The 17651-nt window shown below is 49.9% G+C and carries 9 protein-coding genes; all 9 read left to right on the top strand.

Annotated features, from left to right (window positions below; genetic code table 11):
- The first annotated feature begins 255 nt into the window (after positions 1-255).
- The 9 genes from MKX40_RS21760 to MKX40_RS21720 all read left to right on the top strand — a co-directional run bounded on the left by MKX40_RS21760 (position 256) and on the right by MKX40_RS21720 (position 17561).
- Positions 256-1632: a class I SAM-dependent rRNA methyltransferase gene (locus tag MKX40_RS21760; RefSeq protein ID WP_339236047.1), complete on the top strand. Its 1377-nt coding sequence runs from the start codon at positions 256-258 to the stop codon at positions 1630-1632.
- A 225-nt stretch (positions 1633-1857) separates the two neighbouring features.
- A complete protein-coding gene (addB, locus tag MKX40_RS21755; protein ID WP_339236043.1) occupies positions 1858-5361 on the top strand; it encodes a helicase-exonuclease AddAB subunit AddB in 3504 nt (1167 codons plus the stop codon).
- Complete coding sequence (gene addA / locus MKX40_RS21750) at positions 5358-9779, top strand: helicase-exonuclease AddAB subunit AddA (protein ID WP_339236041.1); 4422 nt, start codon at positions 5358-5360, stop codon at positions 9777-9779. The genes addB and addA overlap by 4 nt, the downstream gene beginning before the upstream one ends.
- Positions 9780-9837: 58 nt before the next feature.
- Complete coding sequence (locus MKX40_RS21745; protein WP_339236037.1) at positions 9838-11022, top strand: exonuclease SbcCD subunit D; 1185 nt, start codon at positions 9838-9840, stop codon at positions 11020-11022.
- A complete protein-coding gene (locus tag MKX40_RS21740; RefSeq protein ID WP_339236034.1) occupies positions 11019-14438 on the top strand; it encodes an SMC family ATPase in 3420 nt (1139 codons plus the stop codon). Before MKX40_RS21745 ends, MKX40_RS21740 begins: the two co-directional genes overlap by 4 nt.
- A 619-nt stretch (positions 14439-15057) precedes the next feature.
- Positions 15058-15363 (top strand): hypothetical protein, encoded by a 306-nt coding sequence (locus MKX40_RS21735; RefSeq protein WP_339243151.1) that lies wholly within the window; start codon positions 15058-15060, stop codon positions 15361-15363.
- A 1017-nt stretch (positions 15364-16380) separates the two neighbouring features.
- Positions 16381-16740 (top strand): histidine triad nucleotide-binding protein, encoded by a 360-nt coding sequence (locus MKX40_RS21730; protein ID WP_339236033.1) that lies wholly within the window; start codon positions 16381-16383, stop codon positions 16738-16740.
- Positions 16741-16928: 188 nt separating this feature from the next.
- Positions 16929-17102, top strand: a complete 174-nt coding sequence (gene rpsU, locus MKX40_RS21725) for a 30S ribosomal protein S21 (RefSeq protein WP_005547957.1) — start codon at positions 16929-16931, stop codon at positions 17100-17102.
- A gap of 15 nt (positions 17103-17117) precedes the next feature.
- Positions 17118-17561, top strand: a complete 444-nt coding sequence (locus tag MKX40_RS21720) for a GatB/YqeY domain-containing protein (protein ID WP_062835503.1) — start codon at positions 17118-17120, stop codon at positions 17559-17561.
- Positions 17562-17651: the final 90 nt, after the last annotated feature.

The following is a 17651-nucleotide window of genomic DNA, read 5'->3' as shown; positions in this document are numbered from 1 at the left end:
AATTACGGAATGCGTCTAAATTACCCGCCCCAATTCGAAAGATACGGTGATTCGTGCAAACGTAGCGAAGAAGACGAAATTGTTACCGAAGAAGCGAAGCGCTCGCCTTTATCCCCGGATTTTCCCTTTAAAGAAGGGAATCAAAAAAATCTGGAGACAACAGCGATCGGAAGATCGATTCGTAACCGAAACGCCACCTACGCGCCGCACCAAACCTGTCTTTTGAACTATTAAATAAAAGGAAGTGGATCTACCTTGCCATCAGTTACACTCGAACGCAGTCGCAAAAAGCGGCTTGAACATGCACATCCATGGATTTTTAACAACGAAATTGCCTCGGTTGACGGAAACCCGGAGCCGGGAGATCTGGTCAATGTATTGAATCATCAAGGTCGCTATCTGGCGACAGGTTATTACAATCCCGCATCTCAGATCACGGTAAGGGTTGTAGCTTATCAACCCCTGGAGTCCGAACAGATGGATACGGCATTCTTTGTAGCGCGTTTTCGCGATTGCTTGCGTCATCGGGAACGTTTTATCCAGGATGGAGAAGCGTACCGTCTCGTTTATGGGGAAGCTGATTTTCTGCCCGGATTGATCGTTGACCGATTCGGTAGCATCCTCGTTGTACAGTTGCTTACACTTGGCATGGATCGTTGCCGTGAAGCCATCGTTCAAGCACTCATTGAAGTGATGCAGCCTGAAGGCATATATGAGCGCAGTGACGTCTCAATTCGTGAACTGGAAGGTTTGGAGCAGACCAAAGGTCCACTGTATGGAGAATGCCCAAGACATGTCACCGTTACCGAGAATGGACTACTCATTAAAGTCGATATCGTGGAAGGACAGAAGACAGGTTACTTCTTCGACCAACGTGAGAATCGTGCAGCGATCGAACCGCTTATGAAGGGTTGGGGCTATAAGAGTGGAATCACACTCCAAACGACTGAGCAGGACGGCACAGAGCAGCTCTTGCCTGTGAATAAAAGCGGTAAGGTAGTTACATTCCCTTATTGGGATGGTGCCACCGTACTGGAGTGCTTCTCACACACGGGCAGCTTCACGTTAAATGCTTGCAAATATGGAGCCAAGAAAGTGACTTGTCTTGATATATCGGAGCATGCCATTGAAAGTGCACGAACGAATGTCGAACTGAATGGTTTCACCGACCGTGTCGAATTCGTAGTTGCCGATGCATTCCAGTACTTGCGTGAACAAGTGAAAGGACTGGATGAACGTACTGCACGTGCGCGTGCTGGCGAACAAAAAGTAGATACTTCCAAAGCGCTTGCAGCTGGCGGTAAAACGTTTGATGTAGTGATCCTCGATCCCCCAGCGTTTGCCAAGACGAAATCAGCAGTCAAAGGCGCATGCCGTGGATATAAGGATATCAACCTGCAAGGAATGAAACTGGTCAATGAGGGCGGATATTTGGTAACCGCCAGCTGTTCATACCACATGCGTCCAGACCTCTTCCTGGATACGATTGCTGATGCAGCGGAAGATGCTGGCAAAGTGCTTCGTCTAATCGACTGGAAGGCTGCAGGTAAGGACCACCCGCAAATTTTGGGCGTGGATGAAGGACATTACCTCAAATTTGCTATTTTCGAGGTGCGTAGCAAAAAGAATTAGAGAAGTCTCTTTTTACTTTTTTTAATCCTTCGTGAGATAAAGTGAAGTTTAAATGAATGATACTTTCGGTTAACAGTCCGCAGTGTGAACAGCTGCGGGCTTTTTGCCGTGTTAACGGAGAGAATCTCCGGTTTTACCGGATAGTGGCAAACGTATGTTCCGAACCAAGTCAGATATGTTATACTGGGAATTAAAATCTTGTACGTGTGGTTTGGAGGATTAGACATGTCCGTTCGTTTTCTTATTGGCCGGGCAGGCAGCGGCAAAAGCTCGCTGATTACCCGGGAAATTACATCCTTACTTCAAAAGGAGCCGCAAGGTAAACCTTTGATTTTACTCGTTCCCGAACAGAGTTCCTTTCGAACAGAGCAGGCATTGGTGTCTTCTGGAGCAATTAAAGGTACCATGCGTGCAGAAGTGCTCGGCTTTCGCCGATTAGCTTACCGCATAATGCAGGAAGCAGGCGGTTCTGCTCGTATTCCAATCGGAGCCGAAGGCAAAAAGATGCTGCTCTATAAGGTCATCCAGCGTCGTAAGGAAGAATTGAAGCTGTTTGGTGCATCTGGCAGCCAGCTGGGTTTTATAGGCGAATTAAATGACTTATATAGTGAGTTTAAACGTTATGAAGTTGATCCATCTTTGCTGGAAGAAGGGTTGTCTGGAGGGTATACCTCATCCTCTTCGCCAATTCTGGAGGACAAGTTGCATGACTTGAATCTGATCTATCGTGACTATGAACAGGAACTGACCAATTTATATATTGATGATGAAGATACGTTGACCGAACTGACAGAGCGCCTGTCTGAAAGTACATTGCTGCAGGATGCTCAGATCTGGATTGATGGTTTTCAGGGATTCACGCCACAGGAGATGAGTGTGATCGGTCGCCTGATGTTGCAGTGCTCTTCCGTGACGATTGCACTGACATTGGATCGTCAATATGATCACGGCGCACTGCCTGGAGAACTGGAACTGTTCTATCCAACGGCAAGTGCATATGCGCGTTTGAAAGGGATGGCTGAAGAACTGGGTGTACCGAGGGATATCACCGTGCTAGATTCGGAGATTCCACCTAGATACAAGGATCGTCCGGGACTTGCTCATCTGGAGGCTGGTTTTGACCGCCGAATTCGTTGGAAAGGTGATGGTACTGATTCAGGAATCCGCCTAGTTGCAGCGGAGAACCGACGAGCTGAGATGGAGGGAGCACTCCGTGAGATGCGGCGTCTGGCGCAAAACGAAGGTGCGCGTTATCGGGATATGGCAGTACTTGTTCGTCAGTTGGATACCTACGCTGATATAGCTGAACCGCTATTCAGGGACTATGGTGTACCTGTCTTTCTGGACCGCAGAAGAAATGAACTTCATCACCCATTATCCGAATTTATCCGTTCCGCACTGGATATTGTTCGGCGCCACTGGCGTTACGAGGATGTATTTCGCTGTGTCAAAACGGATCTGCTGCTTCCGCGTGATGGTTCCATCACTCGTGAAGATATGGACCAACTTGAGAATTATGTGCTGGCTTGTGGTATTCATGGGTATCGCTGGACTGACGGCAAGCCGTGGAAGTATGTACCCAGCCTGTCGCTGGAAGACAATGGTCAGGATGGCCGTAGTCGTGGACGGGACCAAATGCTTTCTTTAATGGAGCGTTGTCGAGCGGTCATTACAGATGCCTTGGGTGCTTTTGAGAAACGGATGAAAAAAGCAAAGACAGCCAAAGCTCAATGCGAGGCACTATACAGACTGCTGGAAGAGGCCGAGATTCCATGGAAGCTGGAACAGATGTCTGCTGAAGCTAAGACTCAAGGTGACCCAGAACGGTCGAGAGAACATCGGCAGATGTGGGGAGCTGTGCTGGATCTATTGGATCAGATGGTAGATATGATGGGCAATGAACGGTTGGATATCACTCTGTTTGCCGGGATGATTGAGACCGGATTAACGGAACTGAAGCTGGGTCTGGTACCACCCGCACTTGATCAGGTATTGGTTGGTTCCATGGACCGTACACGTCTTCAGGATATCAAATATGTATTTATCCTTGGTGCAGTTGATGGTGAATTGCCAGCTGTACCTCAGGATGATGGCGTATTAACGGAACTGGAGAGAGCGTTATTGACGGAAAGAGGTGTAGCGCTTGGACCAGGTGCAACGAGGCAAATGTTGGATGAACGTTTTCTGATCTATACGGCACTTACAGCGGCAAGCAACCAATTGTGGTTGAGTTACCCGGTTGCTGATGATGAGGGAAAAGCACTGCTTCCTTCCGAGATTGTCCGCCATGTACGGAAAATGTTTGGTCTACAAGAACAGCCATTGCTTGCCCAACCACCGGTTGTGAACTCGGAAGAATCCCATTGGTCGTATGTCACCCATCCGGGTCAGAGTCTGTCTGCGCTCATTGGACAATTGCGTAAATGGCGTCGCGGAGAAGACATCCCTGAAATGTGGTGGGCGGTCTACAATTGGCATGTATCTCAGGAGACAAGCAGACCTCAGCTGGAACGGTTGATGGGATCAATCTTTTATCGTAATCGGGCATTGCCACTACGTACAGCCACCAGTCGCAGATTGTATGGCACAGAGGTAAGGACGAGTGTCTCGCGAATGGAGCGGTTCGTAGCTTGTCCATTCTCCCATTTTGCTTCGCACGGGCTGCGTCTCAAAGAAAGGCAATTGTACCGCCTTCAGGCTCCTGATATCGGACAATTATTTCATGCTGCACTAAGCCAGCTGGCTATGCGGTTGCGCGAAGAAAATCGTAGTTGGGGCAGTTTGACTCCAGACCAATGCCGTCAGGAAGCCGAGCAAACGGTGGAGCAGATTGCTCCACAGCTGCAAGGGGAGATTTTGTTAAGCACCAAGCGATACGGTTATATTTTCCGCAAATTGAAGGACATTGTTAGCCGGGCATCTGTTATTCTCGGGGAACAGTCCAGACGTGGAAGTTTTGAACCGATTGGGTTGGAGCTTGATTTTGGACCGGATAAAACACTGCCGCCACTGCGTTTTGAACTGGAGAACGGCTGTGTGATGGAAATCGTGGGTCGGATTGACCGTGTGGATGTAGCAGAAGGCGAGAATGGTCTGCTCCTCCGTGTCATTGACTATAAGTCGAGCCAGACGGACCTCAAGCTGCATGAAGTGTACTATGGTCTGTCATTGCAGATGCTCACCTATCTGGAGGTGCTGCTTAGTGCTGCCGAGGAATGGCTTGGAGAAACGGCGATGCCTGGAGGAACGCTGTATTTCCATGTGCATAACCCGCTGTTGCAATCCGCAAACGGTATGACATCGGAGCAAGCCGGACAAGAACTGCTGAAACGGTTCAAAATGAAAGGTCTGCTGCTGGCGGACCGGGATGCTATCGCGCAAATGGACAATACCCTGGATAAGGGATATTCGGCCATAATTCCGGTTGCTCTTAAAGCAGATGGCAGCTTTTATAGCAGCGCCGCTGTAGCTACGCCAGAGCAATGGGATACGCTGCTTGCTTCAGTTCGCAGTAACATCCGCGAGATTGGTACCCGGATTACGGATGGGGATGTGGCGATTGAGCCTTATCGTATTCAGCAGGAAGTGGCATGCACGTTCTGTCCATATAAGCCTGTTTGTCAGTTTGATGAGAATATAGAAGGAAATGAATATAATCTGCTTGCCAAACCGGGCAAACAGCAAATCTGGGATATGTTATCTCACACCAAGGGAGGGGAAACATCATGACGAATATGCCTAAACCGGAAGGAAGCTTCTGGAGTGACAATCAGTGGAGTGCGATCTCGGAAAGCGGAGAAGATATTCTGGTTGCTGCTGCGGCGGGATCGGGCAAAACAGCCGTATTGGTTGAACGTATTATTCGCAAGATCGCAGATCCCTCCCAAGGATTCAGTGTGGATCGTTTGCTTGTAGCTACGTTTACCAAAGCCGCCGCCGCCGAGATGAAACAACGGATTCGGGAAGCACTGGAACGTGCGCTTGAAGAACAGCCTGGAGAAGAACATCTGCGTAAGCAGCTGTCCCTGCTTGGGCGGGCATCCATTACAACATTGCATTCATTCTGTATGGAAGTCATTCGCCGGTACTATCAGCAAATTCCGTTGAACCCGGCTTTCCGTATCCTGAATGAAAATGAAGCGGAAATCATGCGGCAGGAACTGCTGGAAGAACTCTTCGAGGAAAAGTATGGTGAAGAAGATGAAGGCAGTACATTCCGTGAATTGGTGGACTGGTTCAGTGGAGAACGAAACGATGATGCCATGCATCGACTGGTGCAACGCTTGTATGATTTCTCCCGCAGCCATTCCTGGCCGGATCATTGGCTCTCAGAGATGGCATCCGCTTTTCAGGTGGAGAGTGTGGAGGAGCTGGGGCATTCAGCATGGGTTCAGAGTATTATGCGTGATGCTGCTCTTGCTTTAAGTGGTGCAGCAGGACTGCTCCGCCAAGGCATCCATATTTCCATGCAGCCGGAAGGACCTGCACCGTATGCAGATACGTTAAAAGAAGATCTGGTGATGGTGGAGGAGCTGCTGTCTGCGATCCAGGTTATGCCGTGGGAAAGGTTGCCCGAAGTGTTTCAACCCGCTGCATTTGGCAAACTGAAACCCTGCAAAAAGGATCAAACGGACCCGGCTTTACAGGATCAAGTGAAGGAACTCCGAGAGGCTGCGAAAAAGGCAGTTTCCGACCTGAAAGGCTCCTTGTTCGGAAGAAGTGCGTTTTCGTTCTGGCAGGAGCTGGAGCAGGCGGCACCACTCATGAAGGAACTTTCGAGGCTGGTGAGTACATTTGGAGAACGTTATCGGCAGGCCAAACAGGAACGTGGGCAAGTGGACTTCAGTGATCTGGAGCATTATTGTCTTCACATTTTGCGACATGAGGATTCAACGCCTGAACTCTCGATGCCTTCCGATGCGGCTATGGAATATCGTTCGCGATTCGATGAGGTGTTGCTTGATGAATATCAGGATACCAATACGGTTCAGGAAGATATCGTGAAACTGATCTCCAGAGAAAATCCGGGTAACCGATTCATGGTAGGTGATGTCAAACAGAGTATCTACCGGTTCCGGTTGGCTGAGCCAGGTCTGTTTATGAACAAGTATCGCCAGTACGGAGCGAACACGCATGAGGACAGAAATGGTGAAGATCGCCTGAATCGTACAGGTCAACGTATTGATCTGGCACGTAATTTCCGCAGTCGTGCGGAGGTCGTGCATTCGGTCAATATGATATTCCGGCAACTCATGAACGAAGGTGTGGCAGAGATTGCTTACGATGAACGTGCTCAACTGGCATATGGGGCTACGTTCCCGTCAGAAACGCTTGGCGATGAGGCGTATACACCTGAACTTATGCTGATCGATCGTCAAGGCGGTGGTCCTGATCTGACAGATGGTATGGATGAGAACGGAGATGCAGCGGTCTCCGCAGAACTGGAGAGTGCCGAACTTGAGACAGCCCAGTTGGAAGCAAGGGCGATCGCAAGGCGTATTCGTGAGATGGTTGGAGATACGGACCAACCTGCCCTCCATGTGTACGACAAAGCTCTGCAAACGATGCGCCCGGCACGTTACGGTGACATGGTCATCTTGCTGCGTTCAACCTTGATGTGGGCTCCGCTCATGATTGAGGAGTTCAGACAGCAGGGAATTCCTGCTGGAGGAGAACAGAGCAAGGGGTACTTCCAGGCCACGGAAGTGGAAATCATGATGTCTATGCTTCAGCTTGTTGATAATCCAAGGCAGGATATTCCGCTTGCTTCCGTGCTTCGTTCCCCGATTGTTGGATTGGATGAAGAAGAACTGGCACAGATTCGGCTCGGTGACAAAAGACAGTCATTCTATGATGCAGTTATAACGGCTGCTGGGGAATGGGGCAATTCTTCCACTAATGACGTACAACAATCCCGGCAGGAAAATCATCCTGATTCCAATATCGTCCAGTTGCAGTGGCCGGAAGCCTGGTCAGAGATGGAACAAGGACAGCGGGAGACAGCCGCTTCTGTCGAAGCAGAGATTCTTGACCATGGATATGAATTCGATGTGCATACAGAAGGAATTCAAGATGCTGGTTTTACTGGACATGCAAGCGAGGATATGGGCGTTACGGAGATTTCAGGCTCGGCGTTGCAGCAAAAGTTAATTCTCTTTTTGCGTCAATTGCAGCAGTGGAGACTTGAGGCAAGACAAGGCAGTCTGAGTGAACTGATCTGGCGTATGTACCGAGAAACCGGGTATTTGGACTGGGTTGGTGGTCTTCCCGGAGGATTGCAACGTCAAAGTAATCTTAAGGCATTGTACGATCGCGCACGACAATATGAGGAATCAACTGCAAATCGCGGCTTGTTCCGTTTCCTGACCTATGTCTCAAGATTGCGGGAAAACGGAGGAGACCTGGGGACTGTAGCGGGTAGTTCCGGTGAGCAGGACAACGCTGTACGTATCATGACGATTCATCGGAGTAAGGGTCTGGAGTTTCCGATCGTTTTTGTCGGTGGCATATCCAAGATGTTCAATCAACAGGATCTGAACGCACCGTTTCTCATGCATAAGGAACTGGGATTTGGTCCGAGGTTTGTGGATCGTGAGAACCGGGTTGCCTATCCTACACTAGCCAATCTGGCGATTCGTCGTCGCGCGCAATTTGAATTGCTTGCTGAAGAGATGCGTGTGTTGTACGTTGCGTTGACCCGTCCCAAAGAGAAAATGATTTTGCTGGGTACTGTAAAAGATGCGGCGAAAAAAGCGTTGGCGTGGTCTCAGGTCAAGGACAGTACTGAACTGGCATTGCCAGACTACCTGCTGGCTGCTGGACGGAGTTACTTGGACTGGATTGGACCATCCTTGATGAGGCATCCAGATGCGGCTGTGCTGCGTGAACTTGCTGGAAGCAATGATTCGTTTTCGTCCTGTCTTGCAGATGATCAATCACGATGGGCAATTTCTATTATTTCCGCCGATCAGGTATCCCGTGATCATGTGGTGGATCAGACTCTGGGAGAAGAAGACGGGATGACGGTGGTGCGGAAAGAACGAATTGCTGCGCTAAAAGCGGTTCAGCCCGTGAAATTGGTTACATCCTCAACTGTAGAAGAGCTCACGATGAATGCACAAGATACGGTGAACCAAAACATTGCAGATACAGGTGCAGATACGGTAGCTCTGCAACAAGAAGAGACACGGCTGATTCACGAGGTTGATCAACGCCTTTCGTGGACATATGCCTATGAAGCGGTAACTCAAGTGGCAGCCAGTACATCTGTCACGGAGTTGAAAACGTTGCTTTCGATGCAGGACATCCAGTCTGTAGAGGTAATGGAGGAACTGGGAGAACAGTCGGAGACATTATTGGATCACAACAACCCGGGAAACCATTACACCAACGATGAAGCAGGCCATGCACTACATGGCTTATCCAGTGAATTGAACGAGCATGGGATTGGGTTGGGGTCAGGTTCAGACGGTACGATGAACGTTTCGGATGCGGGATCTTTGGGTACGTCATTCAAATTGCATCTTCGTCGTCCAAAATTTATGGGTGAGAACCAACTGACAGGGGCAGAACGGGGGAACGTGTATCATACGTTGATGCAGCATCTTCCTGTGGATGGATCAACAACCATTGACTCACAGGTTGTTGAACAGACCATTGAGCGGTTGATTAAGCTTCAGATTCTGCTGCCCCATCATGTTGAGGCGATCGAACCCGAAGAACTGACCGGATTTTTCAATACAGAACCCGGGGAAGAATTATTGCGTGCAGATTGGGTAAAACGGGAGATCCCGTTTGTATATGGGCTTCCGGCACATCAGTCTCCTGTGGAATGGTTACATGAACGGGCATCGAATTCAGATATGCAGGCACTAAATATAGATAGCAAAATGAAGGCAACGATTGAAAATGAAACAGTGCTTGTACAGGGAATTATCGATTGTCTGTATGAGGTTGACGGTGAGCTTGTTTTGCTCGATTACAAGACAGATCGGGTGTTGGAGCATCGTGGTGGTTTGGGTGAACTCACCAAAAACTATCGCTTCCAGCTCGATCTGTATGGACGGGCTATTGAAGATATATTAGGTCGGAAAGTTGACCGGAAATGGCTGTACTTTTTTGATGGTGGACATGCAGTGAAACTGTAAAAGAACTTGATCGGAATCAGAACCATGGATATCACATGGGAGAGGGGTGGAACGGACGATGCGTATTTTGCACACAGGGGACTGGCATTTGGGAAAAACGCTGGAAGGACGAAGCCGACTGCGTGAACAGGAGGATTTCGTTGATGAACTCGTCAGACTGGCGGATGAGCAGCAGGCGGATGCCATATTGATGGCTGGAGATGTGTATGATTCGGTGAATCCTCCCGCAGCGGCGGAGCAGCTTTTTTATGAAGCTGCAGCGCGTCTGACGGAGCATGGAAGACCTCTCGTGGTCATTGCAGGCAATCATGATCAGCCAGAACGTGTAGCTTCTGTTACGCCACTTGTGAACAGGCAGGGCATTACACTCGTAGGTATGCCTACTTCAGAAGCAGTGACCATCCATGCCAAGCGTACCGGAGAGACTGGACAGATTGCGGCATTACCTTATCCTTCTGAAGCCAGATTGAATGAATTGCTGACAACGGATGGGGACGAAAATGTGCTTCGCCAGGCATATAGTCACCGGGTGGGTATGTTAATGCAGCGTCTGGCAGCTTCCTTCCGCCCGGATACCGTGAACTTGGCCATGAGCCATATCTATGTGCTCGGCGGACTTGAGAGTGATTCGGAACGTCCGATTCAGATCGGTGGGGCCTACACGGTGGACCCTTCGTCTTTATCGACTGGTGCACAATACACGGCGCTTGGGCATCTTCATCGTGCTCAGGCTGTCAAAGGTGACGGTGTAATTCGATATAGCGGTTCGCCTCTGGCCTACAGCTTCTCGGAAGCTGGACAGAGCAAGTCTGTCACGATGGTTGATCTGGCCCCGGGCGGAGCTGCACAGGTAGAAGAAGTTTTGTTGACGTCCGGGCGTCCGCTTGTTCGCTGGAAGGCACGTGGCGGTCTGGCAGAAGTATATCGCTGGCTGGAAGAGGGACGTGATCCGCAGGCTTTTATTGACATGGAAGTATGGCTGGACGAGGCAATGTCTCTGAAGGAGATTCAACAGCTGCGAAAATCACATGAAGGGATCATTCATATTCGCCCGGTGTATCCCGAGATGGCTGCAGCAGGACTTTTGGAGCAACGATCCGAGCTGCCGGTACATGAACTATTCCGTAAATTCTATCAGCGTCAGACAGGCGGCGCACAGCCGGAAGACAGCCTGGTACAGCTTTTCCTTGAACTTGTGGATGAAGACGAGCCGGGTCTGCGTGAGGAGGTCGAGGAAAGATGAAGCCAATTCTACTGAAAGTTGCCGGACTTCAAAGTTATCGGGAGATGCAGGAGATTGATTTTACCGTGCTGACGGAGACGGGTCTATTCGGTATTTTCGGTCCAACGGGCAGTGGTAAATCTTCCTTGCTTGATGCCATCACACTCGCCATGTATGGCAAAGTGGAACGTGCGGTGAATGGGACGCAGGGCATTATGAATCATGCAGAGGATTCGTTGTCGGTTGCTTTTACATTTGAATTGATGTCGACTGAAGGCACGCGAAGGTTCCGGGTAGAGCGACGTTTCAAACGAAATAATGAAGTGTCGGTAAGTAACACGATCAGCAAATTCATAGAGACGGTCCATGGCGAAGAGCAGGTACTTGCCGACAAATTGGCAGATGTGAATCGCTGTGTTGAAGATGTAATTGGCTTGAAGATGGATGATTTTACACGGGCAGTGGTGCTTCCGCAAGGGAAGTTTGCCGAGTTTTTGTCACTCAAAGGCAGTGAGCGTCGCCAGATGCTGCAACGATTATTCCATTTGGAGAAGTATGGGGACCAGTTGGCCATCAAATTAAGTCGGCGGGTCAAGGATAATGATATGGTTCACCAATCCCTTGCTGCGGAGCAACAGGGACTTGGCAATGCCAGCAAGGAAACATTGGATGAGACGAAACGTCTTCTTCAAGCTGCTGTTCAGCAGTCTGAATTGTCCCGCAAAGCGCTGGATGAAGCTGCAAAGGAAGCCGAACAACTGGGTAAAATTCGTGAGTTAAGTCACGAACGGCAGGCTCGTACAGATGAACAGCAGAAGCTGAAGGCTCTGGAGCCACAGGTTGAGGCGGGCGAACAACGGCTGAAACAATCCGTTGCGGCAGATGCCATACTGCCTGCGTTGCAGACGGTTCGAGATGCTACAGCTACACAGAAGCAGCGGCAGGATATTGCCGAGACGGCTCATCAGCAAGCTCTGGAACATGAGCGTGTGGCTATTCAGGAATCGGAGAAGGCCGAGACGTCACGTAAGCAATTGACTGAGGAAGAACCGAAACTTATGCTGCGCCTGGAGCAGCTCGAACAAGCGAAAGAGCTGCAACGGGAACGGGATGGGCTTCAAGCCGATTGCTCGCGCCTTGCTCAGTTTCTGGAACAGGGGCAGGGCGAACAGACCGCGCTGGGACAGCAACTTGAAAAGGAAAAGGAGCTGCAGCAGCGCGGGCGCAAACGACGTGAGGAACTACAGGAGAGCCTCAAGCCGAATGAAGTGAAGTCAGAGGAACGCAGGCTTCTTCAGGCGGCGCTTGAACTGAAGCATCGTGTGGATACTGCTGCGGAGCAATTGCAGCAAAACAAGGCTGACATGCAAGCCTATAAGCAGTCGGCAGAACAGGGAGCCGACAAGCTGAAGGCGGCGGCTGAGGAAGAGAGACGCCTGAGTGATCAGCGTCAGCATCTCGTAGAACAGGCGTCAGCAGGTCTTGAGGCCTTGCTTGCCTGTGAGCAGGACCTCAGCCGCGAACAGAGCCTGCTGGCCCTTGCGGAGGAACAGCTGCGTGGCACGATGCGCGAGCAGGAGCTGCACCAGCTGTCCTCCGCCTTGCGCGCCGAGCTGCGCGATGGCGAGCCATGCCCGGTGTGCGGCTCGCCGCATCACCCGCTCCCGGCTGCGCCGCCGGGAGAAGGTCCGCACGCAGGCGATGCGGACCTAGAACTGCTGCGCAGCCTGCACGCGGAGCTGCAGGAGCTGCGCTTTGGGCTGCGCCAGCAGCTGCACGAACGTCGCAGCCTGCTGACGCAGCTTGGCGCTGCGGCCGGCGAAGCTCCTGCCGCAGCCGAGGCCGCGCCTGCGGCAGCGGAGCCCGAGCCCGCCGGGTCGCCCGAATACGGGCGCTCCCCGGCAAGCTGGGCATCGCGTGCCGCTGCGCTGCGCGAAGCCGCGCAGGCGCTGGCTATCGCAGCAGCGCCGCTCCAGGCCGAAGCCGCCGCGTTGCAGCAGGCGGCTGTGGGCGCGCAGCAGCGCCGCATGGAAGCGGCAGCTGCGCAAGAGGCCGGCCGTGCCGGACTCGCCCAGGCGGAGCGCAAGCTGGCCGAGAGCGAGGCTGCAGCGGCTGCCTTGCAGGGCCGCTGGGCCGCGGAACTGCCGGGCATCGCTCAGGAGGAGGCCAAGGCCCTCTATCAGGCGATGCAGGAGCGCGATGCGCGCGCCGAAGACATCAAGGAACGTCTGAATAAAAGCGTGACCTTCCTTGAGGAGAAAGACCAGATCATTCAGTCTCTCCAGCAGAAGCTGGTGGAATTGGACAAACAACTGATCCAGTGGCAAACGCAGTGGCAGGGCAATAAGAAACTGCTCGCTGAGAAGGAAGAACGCCTGCGCCAGTGGGTTGGGGAGCAGCGGGTGGAAGACCTGATTGCTGCAGCTCAGGCTCGTCTGGATGGACTGCGGAAAGAAGCTGCGGAGTCGGCACAACGCTTCAAAGAAGCGGATCATCTGAAGCAGGAATCAGCCAAGAAAGATGTCATGGCTCAGCAGGCTGCCGCCTCGGCAACAGAGCATCTGCAACAGGCACAGGAACGGTGGAATCAATTGCTGGAACAATCCCCGTTCGACTCGGATGATGCCGTTGTGTCCGCGGCGATGCCTTCCCAGGAAGCGGAACAACTGGCGGGCGAGATCCAGCAGCACCGTGAACGTGAGCGTGAACTGGCATCCCAATTGCGTGAACTGGAACAAAAGCTGGGTGGTGCAGTTGTATCGGAGGAGCAGTGGTTAGCCTGCACTGAACGTTTGCAGCAGGTCCGGGCTCAGGATGAGGCTGCCCTACGTGCGAAAGCACGTGCAGAACGTGATCTGGAGGATGTGGAGCAGCGACATGTTCGCTGGACCGAACTGGAGAACAAGCGGTTGGAGGTCAGCCGTCAAGGCGAACTGCTCAGCAAACTTCAATCCGCATTCAGAGGTAATGCTTTTGTTGAATATATTGCGGAGGAACAACTGATGCAGGTCAGTCATGCGGCATCTCAGCGTCTGCGCTTCCTGACCAAACAACGTTATTCACTGGAGGTGGATTCCGGTGGTGGTTTTGTGATCTGTGATGATGCCAACGGAGGAGTCAAACGACCGGTATCGACGTTATCCGGTGGCGAGACGTTTTTGACTTCGTTGTCACTGGCCTTGGCACTGTCGGCCCAGATTCAGCTGCGAGGTCAGTACCCGCTTCAATTCTTTTTCCTGGATGAAGGGTTTGGTACACTTGACCCTGAGCTGTTGGATACTGTCATTACGTCTCTGGAAAAATTGCATGACGATCGATTGGCTGTTGGTGTAATCAGTCACGTGCCTGAACTGCGTGCACGCTTGCCGCGCAAGCTTGTGGTGATTCCGGCAGGTGAGGCCGGAAACGGCTCACGGGTGGTCTTGGAGACCCTGTAGCGGGAAACGATGTAAGCAATATCACGGATAGAAGCGTTTCTTATAGCCCAAACCCCTGAATGTTGAGGTTGTTCCAAAAAGTCCGCTTTTGATTACGAAGGGTGTCTTGCGGCAGAATCATCATCAACATCGAATATGAAGTATAGCCGAATAAGTAGGGGCTTAGGTTGTTGCCTAGGAAAACATTGCAGTTGCTCAGGTAGCTTTTTTACGCTCGACATTTCTGGCTTTATCCCATCTTCTTGATGCTGAAAACGACCTTTTGAACACGCACTATTACCGAATATTATTTTTGTAAAAATATTTCTTTTCTTGCTTGTATGACATAGCGGAGTGAGTTTCATCACAGATACAGGTTCATCCCGCTGTTATACTACAGTTAAGCCGACAAACCTTATTTAAGTACCCCGGCGGACATCTGATCAGGACGTATCCTGAATAGATGTCCGCGCAGCAGACTTCTAAGGAAGCCGCTCACGGGGTGCTTCTTTTTTGTGTTTTCTCGTCGGTTGTGTCAATTCGCCCAGTTCTGAATACCATGAAAAGGTGATCAAGAGCAGAATCAGGGAGGCGTTGGCAAGTGGAAAAAGTGGAAGCGAAGAAATTATGCAAGGCACACATGCACCGTTATGTATGTGTACAGATGAATGACGGTATGCACTACGATGGCATAATGGAAAATGTGGATGACGAAATGATCTACCTGGCTGTTCCCGTTGGACCGGAAGCCATGATGAATCATGCGAACTGGGCTCCAAATGCCATGCCTGGAGGGAACTATCCAATAGGTCATACTCGCGGATTTTATCCAGGTTACGGCTACCCTACACCTTATCCATATTATGGTTATGGCCGCAGACGTTTTAACCGTTTGGTGCTCCCATTATTTGCGCTTACGGCGTTAACCCTTTTACCGTACTATTGAAATTGAGAAATAAAGGCATACGAACAGTGAGTCATTTTCATGTTCCTTAACGCCTTTGAAAAAGAACAGCTCAGGATGAATATGTTTCATTCGTGGAAAGAAACTACCATGCAGTATGAAATAGAGCGGTTTTATCACATACGGAGTCTCAGCCTGATGTATCGCGACCTGTCATTGCAATACAACTGGCAACATACCGAACATCCCAAAGGTCATGCTTTTGCAGAAGCGAACTTCTGTAAGGCATGACCTTTTTTTGGACCCTAATTAGGGAAAGGTCGATGATAAGTGGAATGGCATATACCGTGTAGTTAACCTGCTGAAAGCAGAAGCGAGTCTTCACGTGTTCGTAGCAGCAAACGGCGAATCGTATTCTGAATATGCGAAAAGCGAGAAGGTACACATGTGTGAGCAACAATCAAGACACCGCATGGCTTTAATTCTCTATTTAATTCTCTATTCAGATAAGAATCTTCGTTTCGGGTGAAACTGATGCTGTTCTGATGTTTTACGGTTGTAGGAGAAGAGCATGATATGAGCGCTAAAGAATCTGAGGCATCTTATTCAAGGTTTTGAAGCGTCAGCAGCAATCTAAAGAATCTGGGACACGCTATAACCGGATAAACAGCCATTTCCAGCATTGTTGTGAGGTTATTTTGGGAAATAACGTGTCTGATGTTCCTTATAATTTTGAAATGAGAGCCTGAGCCCCAATTAAGAGGTTCTGTGTTCCTTAGAAAATGGTCAATTTCCATACGCGAGTATCAGCTCAGCATGGACTGCAGAACGCCCTTAACTTAATGCAAGTTTCAGATCCTCAAGTAAATCCTCAACAACCTCGATCCAAATGAGATACGAGTCAAACCATCCGTGAGCCCCAATTCTTGCCGACATTTATAGGAGATGCAGAGTTGACATAGATCACCTGATTGTGTGACTGGACATTGGACGTGAGTTTGTACTTCTAGTATGATAGAAGGGAATACATACATTGGGATACAAAGGAGGGTATGAACTATGGATTGCTTATTTTGCAAAATTGTAGAGGGCACCATTCCCTCCAATAAAGTACTGGAGAATGACCATGTTATCGTGTTTCATGACATCCAGCCCGCTGCACCGACACATGTGCTTGTCATTCCGAAGAAACATATTGCTTCCATGAATGAAGTTACTGCAGAAGATCTGCCTTTGATCGGTGAGATCCATCTGGCTGCTCAAGAAGCAGCCAAGCGTCTTGGCGTGGATGAAACAGGATATCGTTTAATCAACAATTGTGGTAAGGATGGAGAACAAACTGTTCATCATCTGCATTATCATTTGTTGGGTGGTACAAGACTTGGCGTGTTAACAAGCCTGTCGGATTCTCACCAATAACGAGCTAATGGGTACTACTATTGAGGATTTAGTCATATGCATGAAGTCCATGGATATGTGACCAAACGCTCATATAAATAAGTGATCATTACATTGAGGTTGACACCTTTATTACCTTTCGCCTATAATGAAAGATGATGAACCGTGTTATTGCTCTTGGACGGTCTGGTCGGAGGGAGGGAAAACTGGTGTCTGAAACTAAAGTTCGCAAAAACGAGACTATTGATGCTGCACTTCGTCGTTTTAAACGCTCCATCGCTAAAGATGGCGTATTGGCTGAGGTGAAGAAACGTAAGCATTATGAGAAGCCAAGCGTAAAGCGCAAGAAAAAGTCCGAGGCTGCTCGTAAGAGAAAGTTTTAGGAGGATTTTAACTACATGAATCTTAGCGAACGATTGAACGAAGATATGAAGCAAGCGATGAAGAGTAAGGACAAGTTCAGACTCTCCAACATTCGGTTGATTCGTTCGACGATCAAGAATCTTGAAATAGATTTGAAAAGAGATTTGGATGACAACGAAGTGCTTGATATTCTGAGTCGTGAAATCAAACAGCGCAAAGATGCCCTCCAAGAATTTGACAAAGCGGGCCGTGAAGACCTCGCGGCAAATGCAAAAGCGGAAATTGAAGTACTCATCCAGTACCTTCCCGCACAGCTTTCCGAAGAAGAAATTAAAGTTATTGTACAGCAGACCATCCAGGAAACCGGTGCTTCTTCGAAAGCCGAGATGGGGAAAGTTATGGCGGCCCTTATGCCGAAAGTTAAAGGCAAAGCGGACGGCAAACTGGTGAATCAAGCAGTTCAACAATTCCTGCAATAAAGCAAATCAATAAACACCTTCTGACTTGTCAGAAGGTGTTTTTTCCATTTATTCTAATTCAGGATGTTCTTAGGGAAGTCGAATTTCTTT

It is taken from the genome of Paenibacillus sp. FSL R5-0517 (assembly GCF_037974355.1).
GTDB lineage: Bacteria > Bacillota > Bacilli > Paenibacillales > Paenibacillaceae > Paenibacillus.
This window is presented reverse-complemented; position numbering and strand designations above follow the sequence as displayed.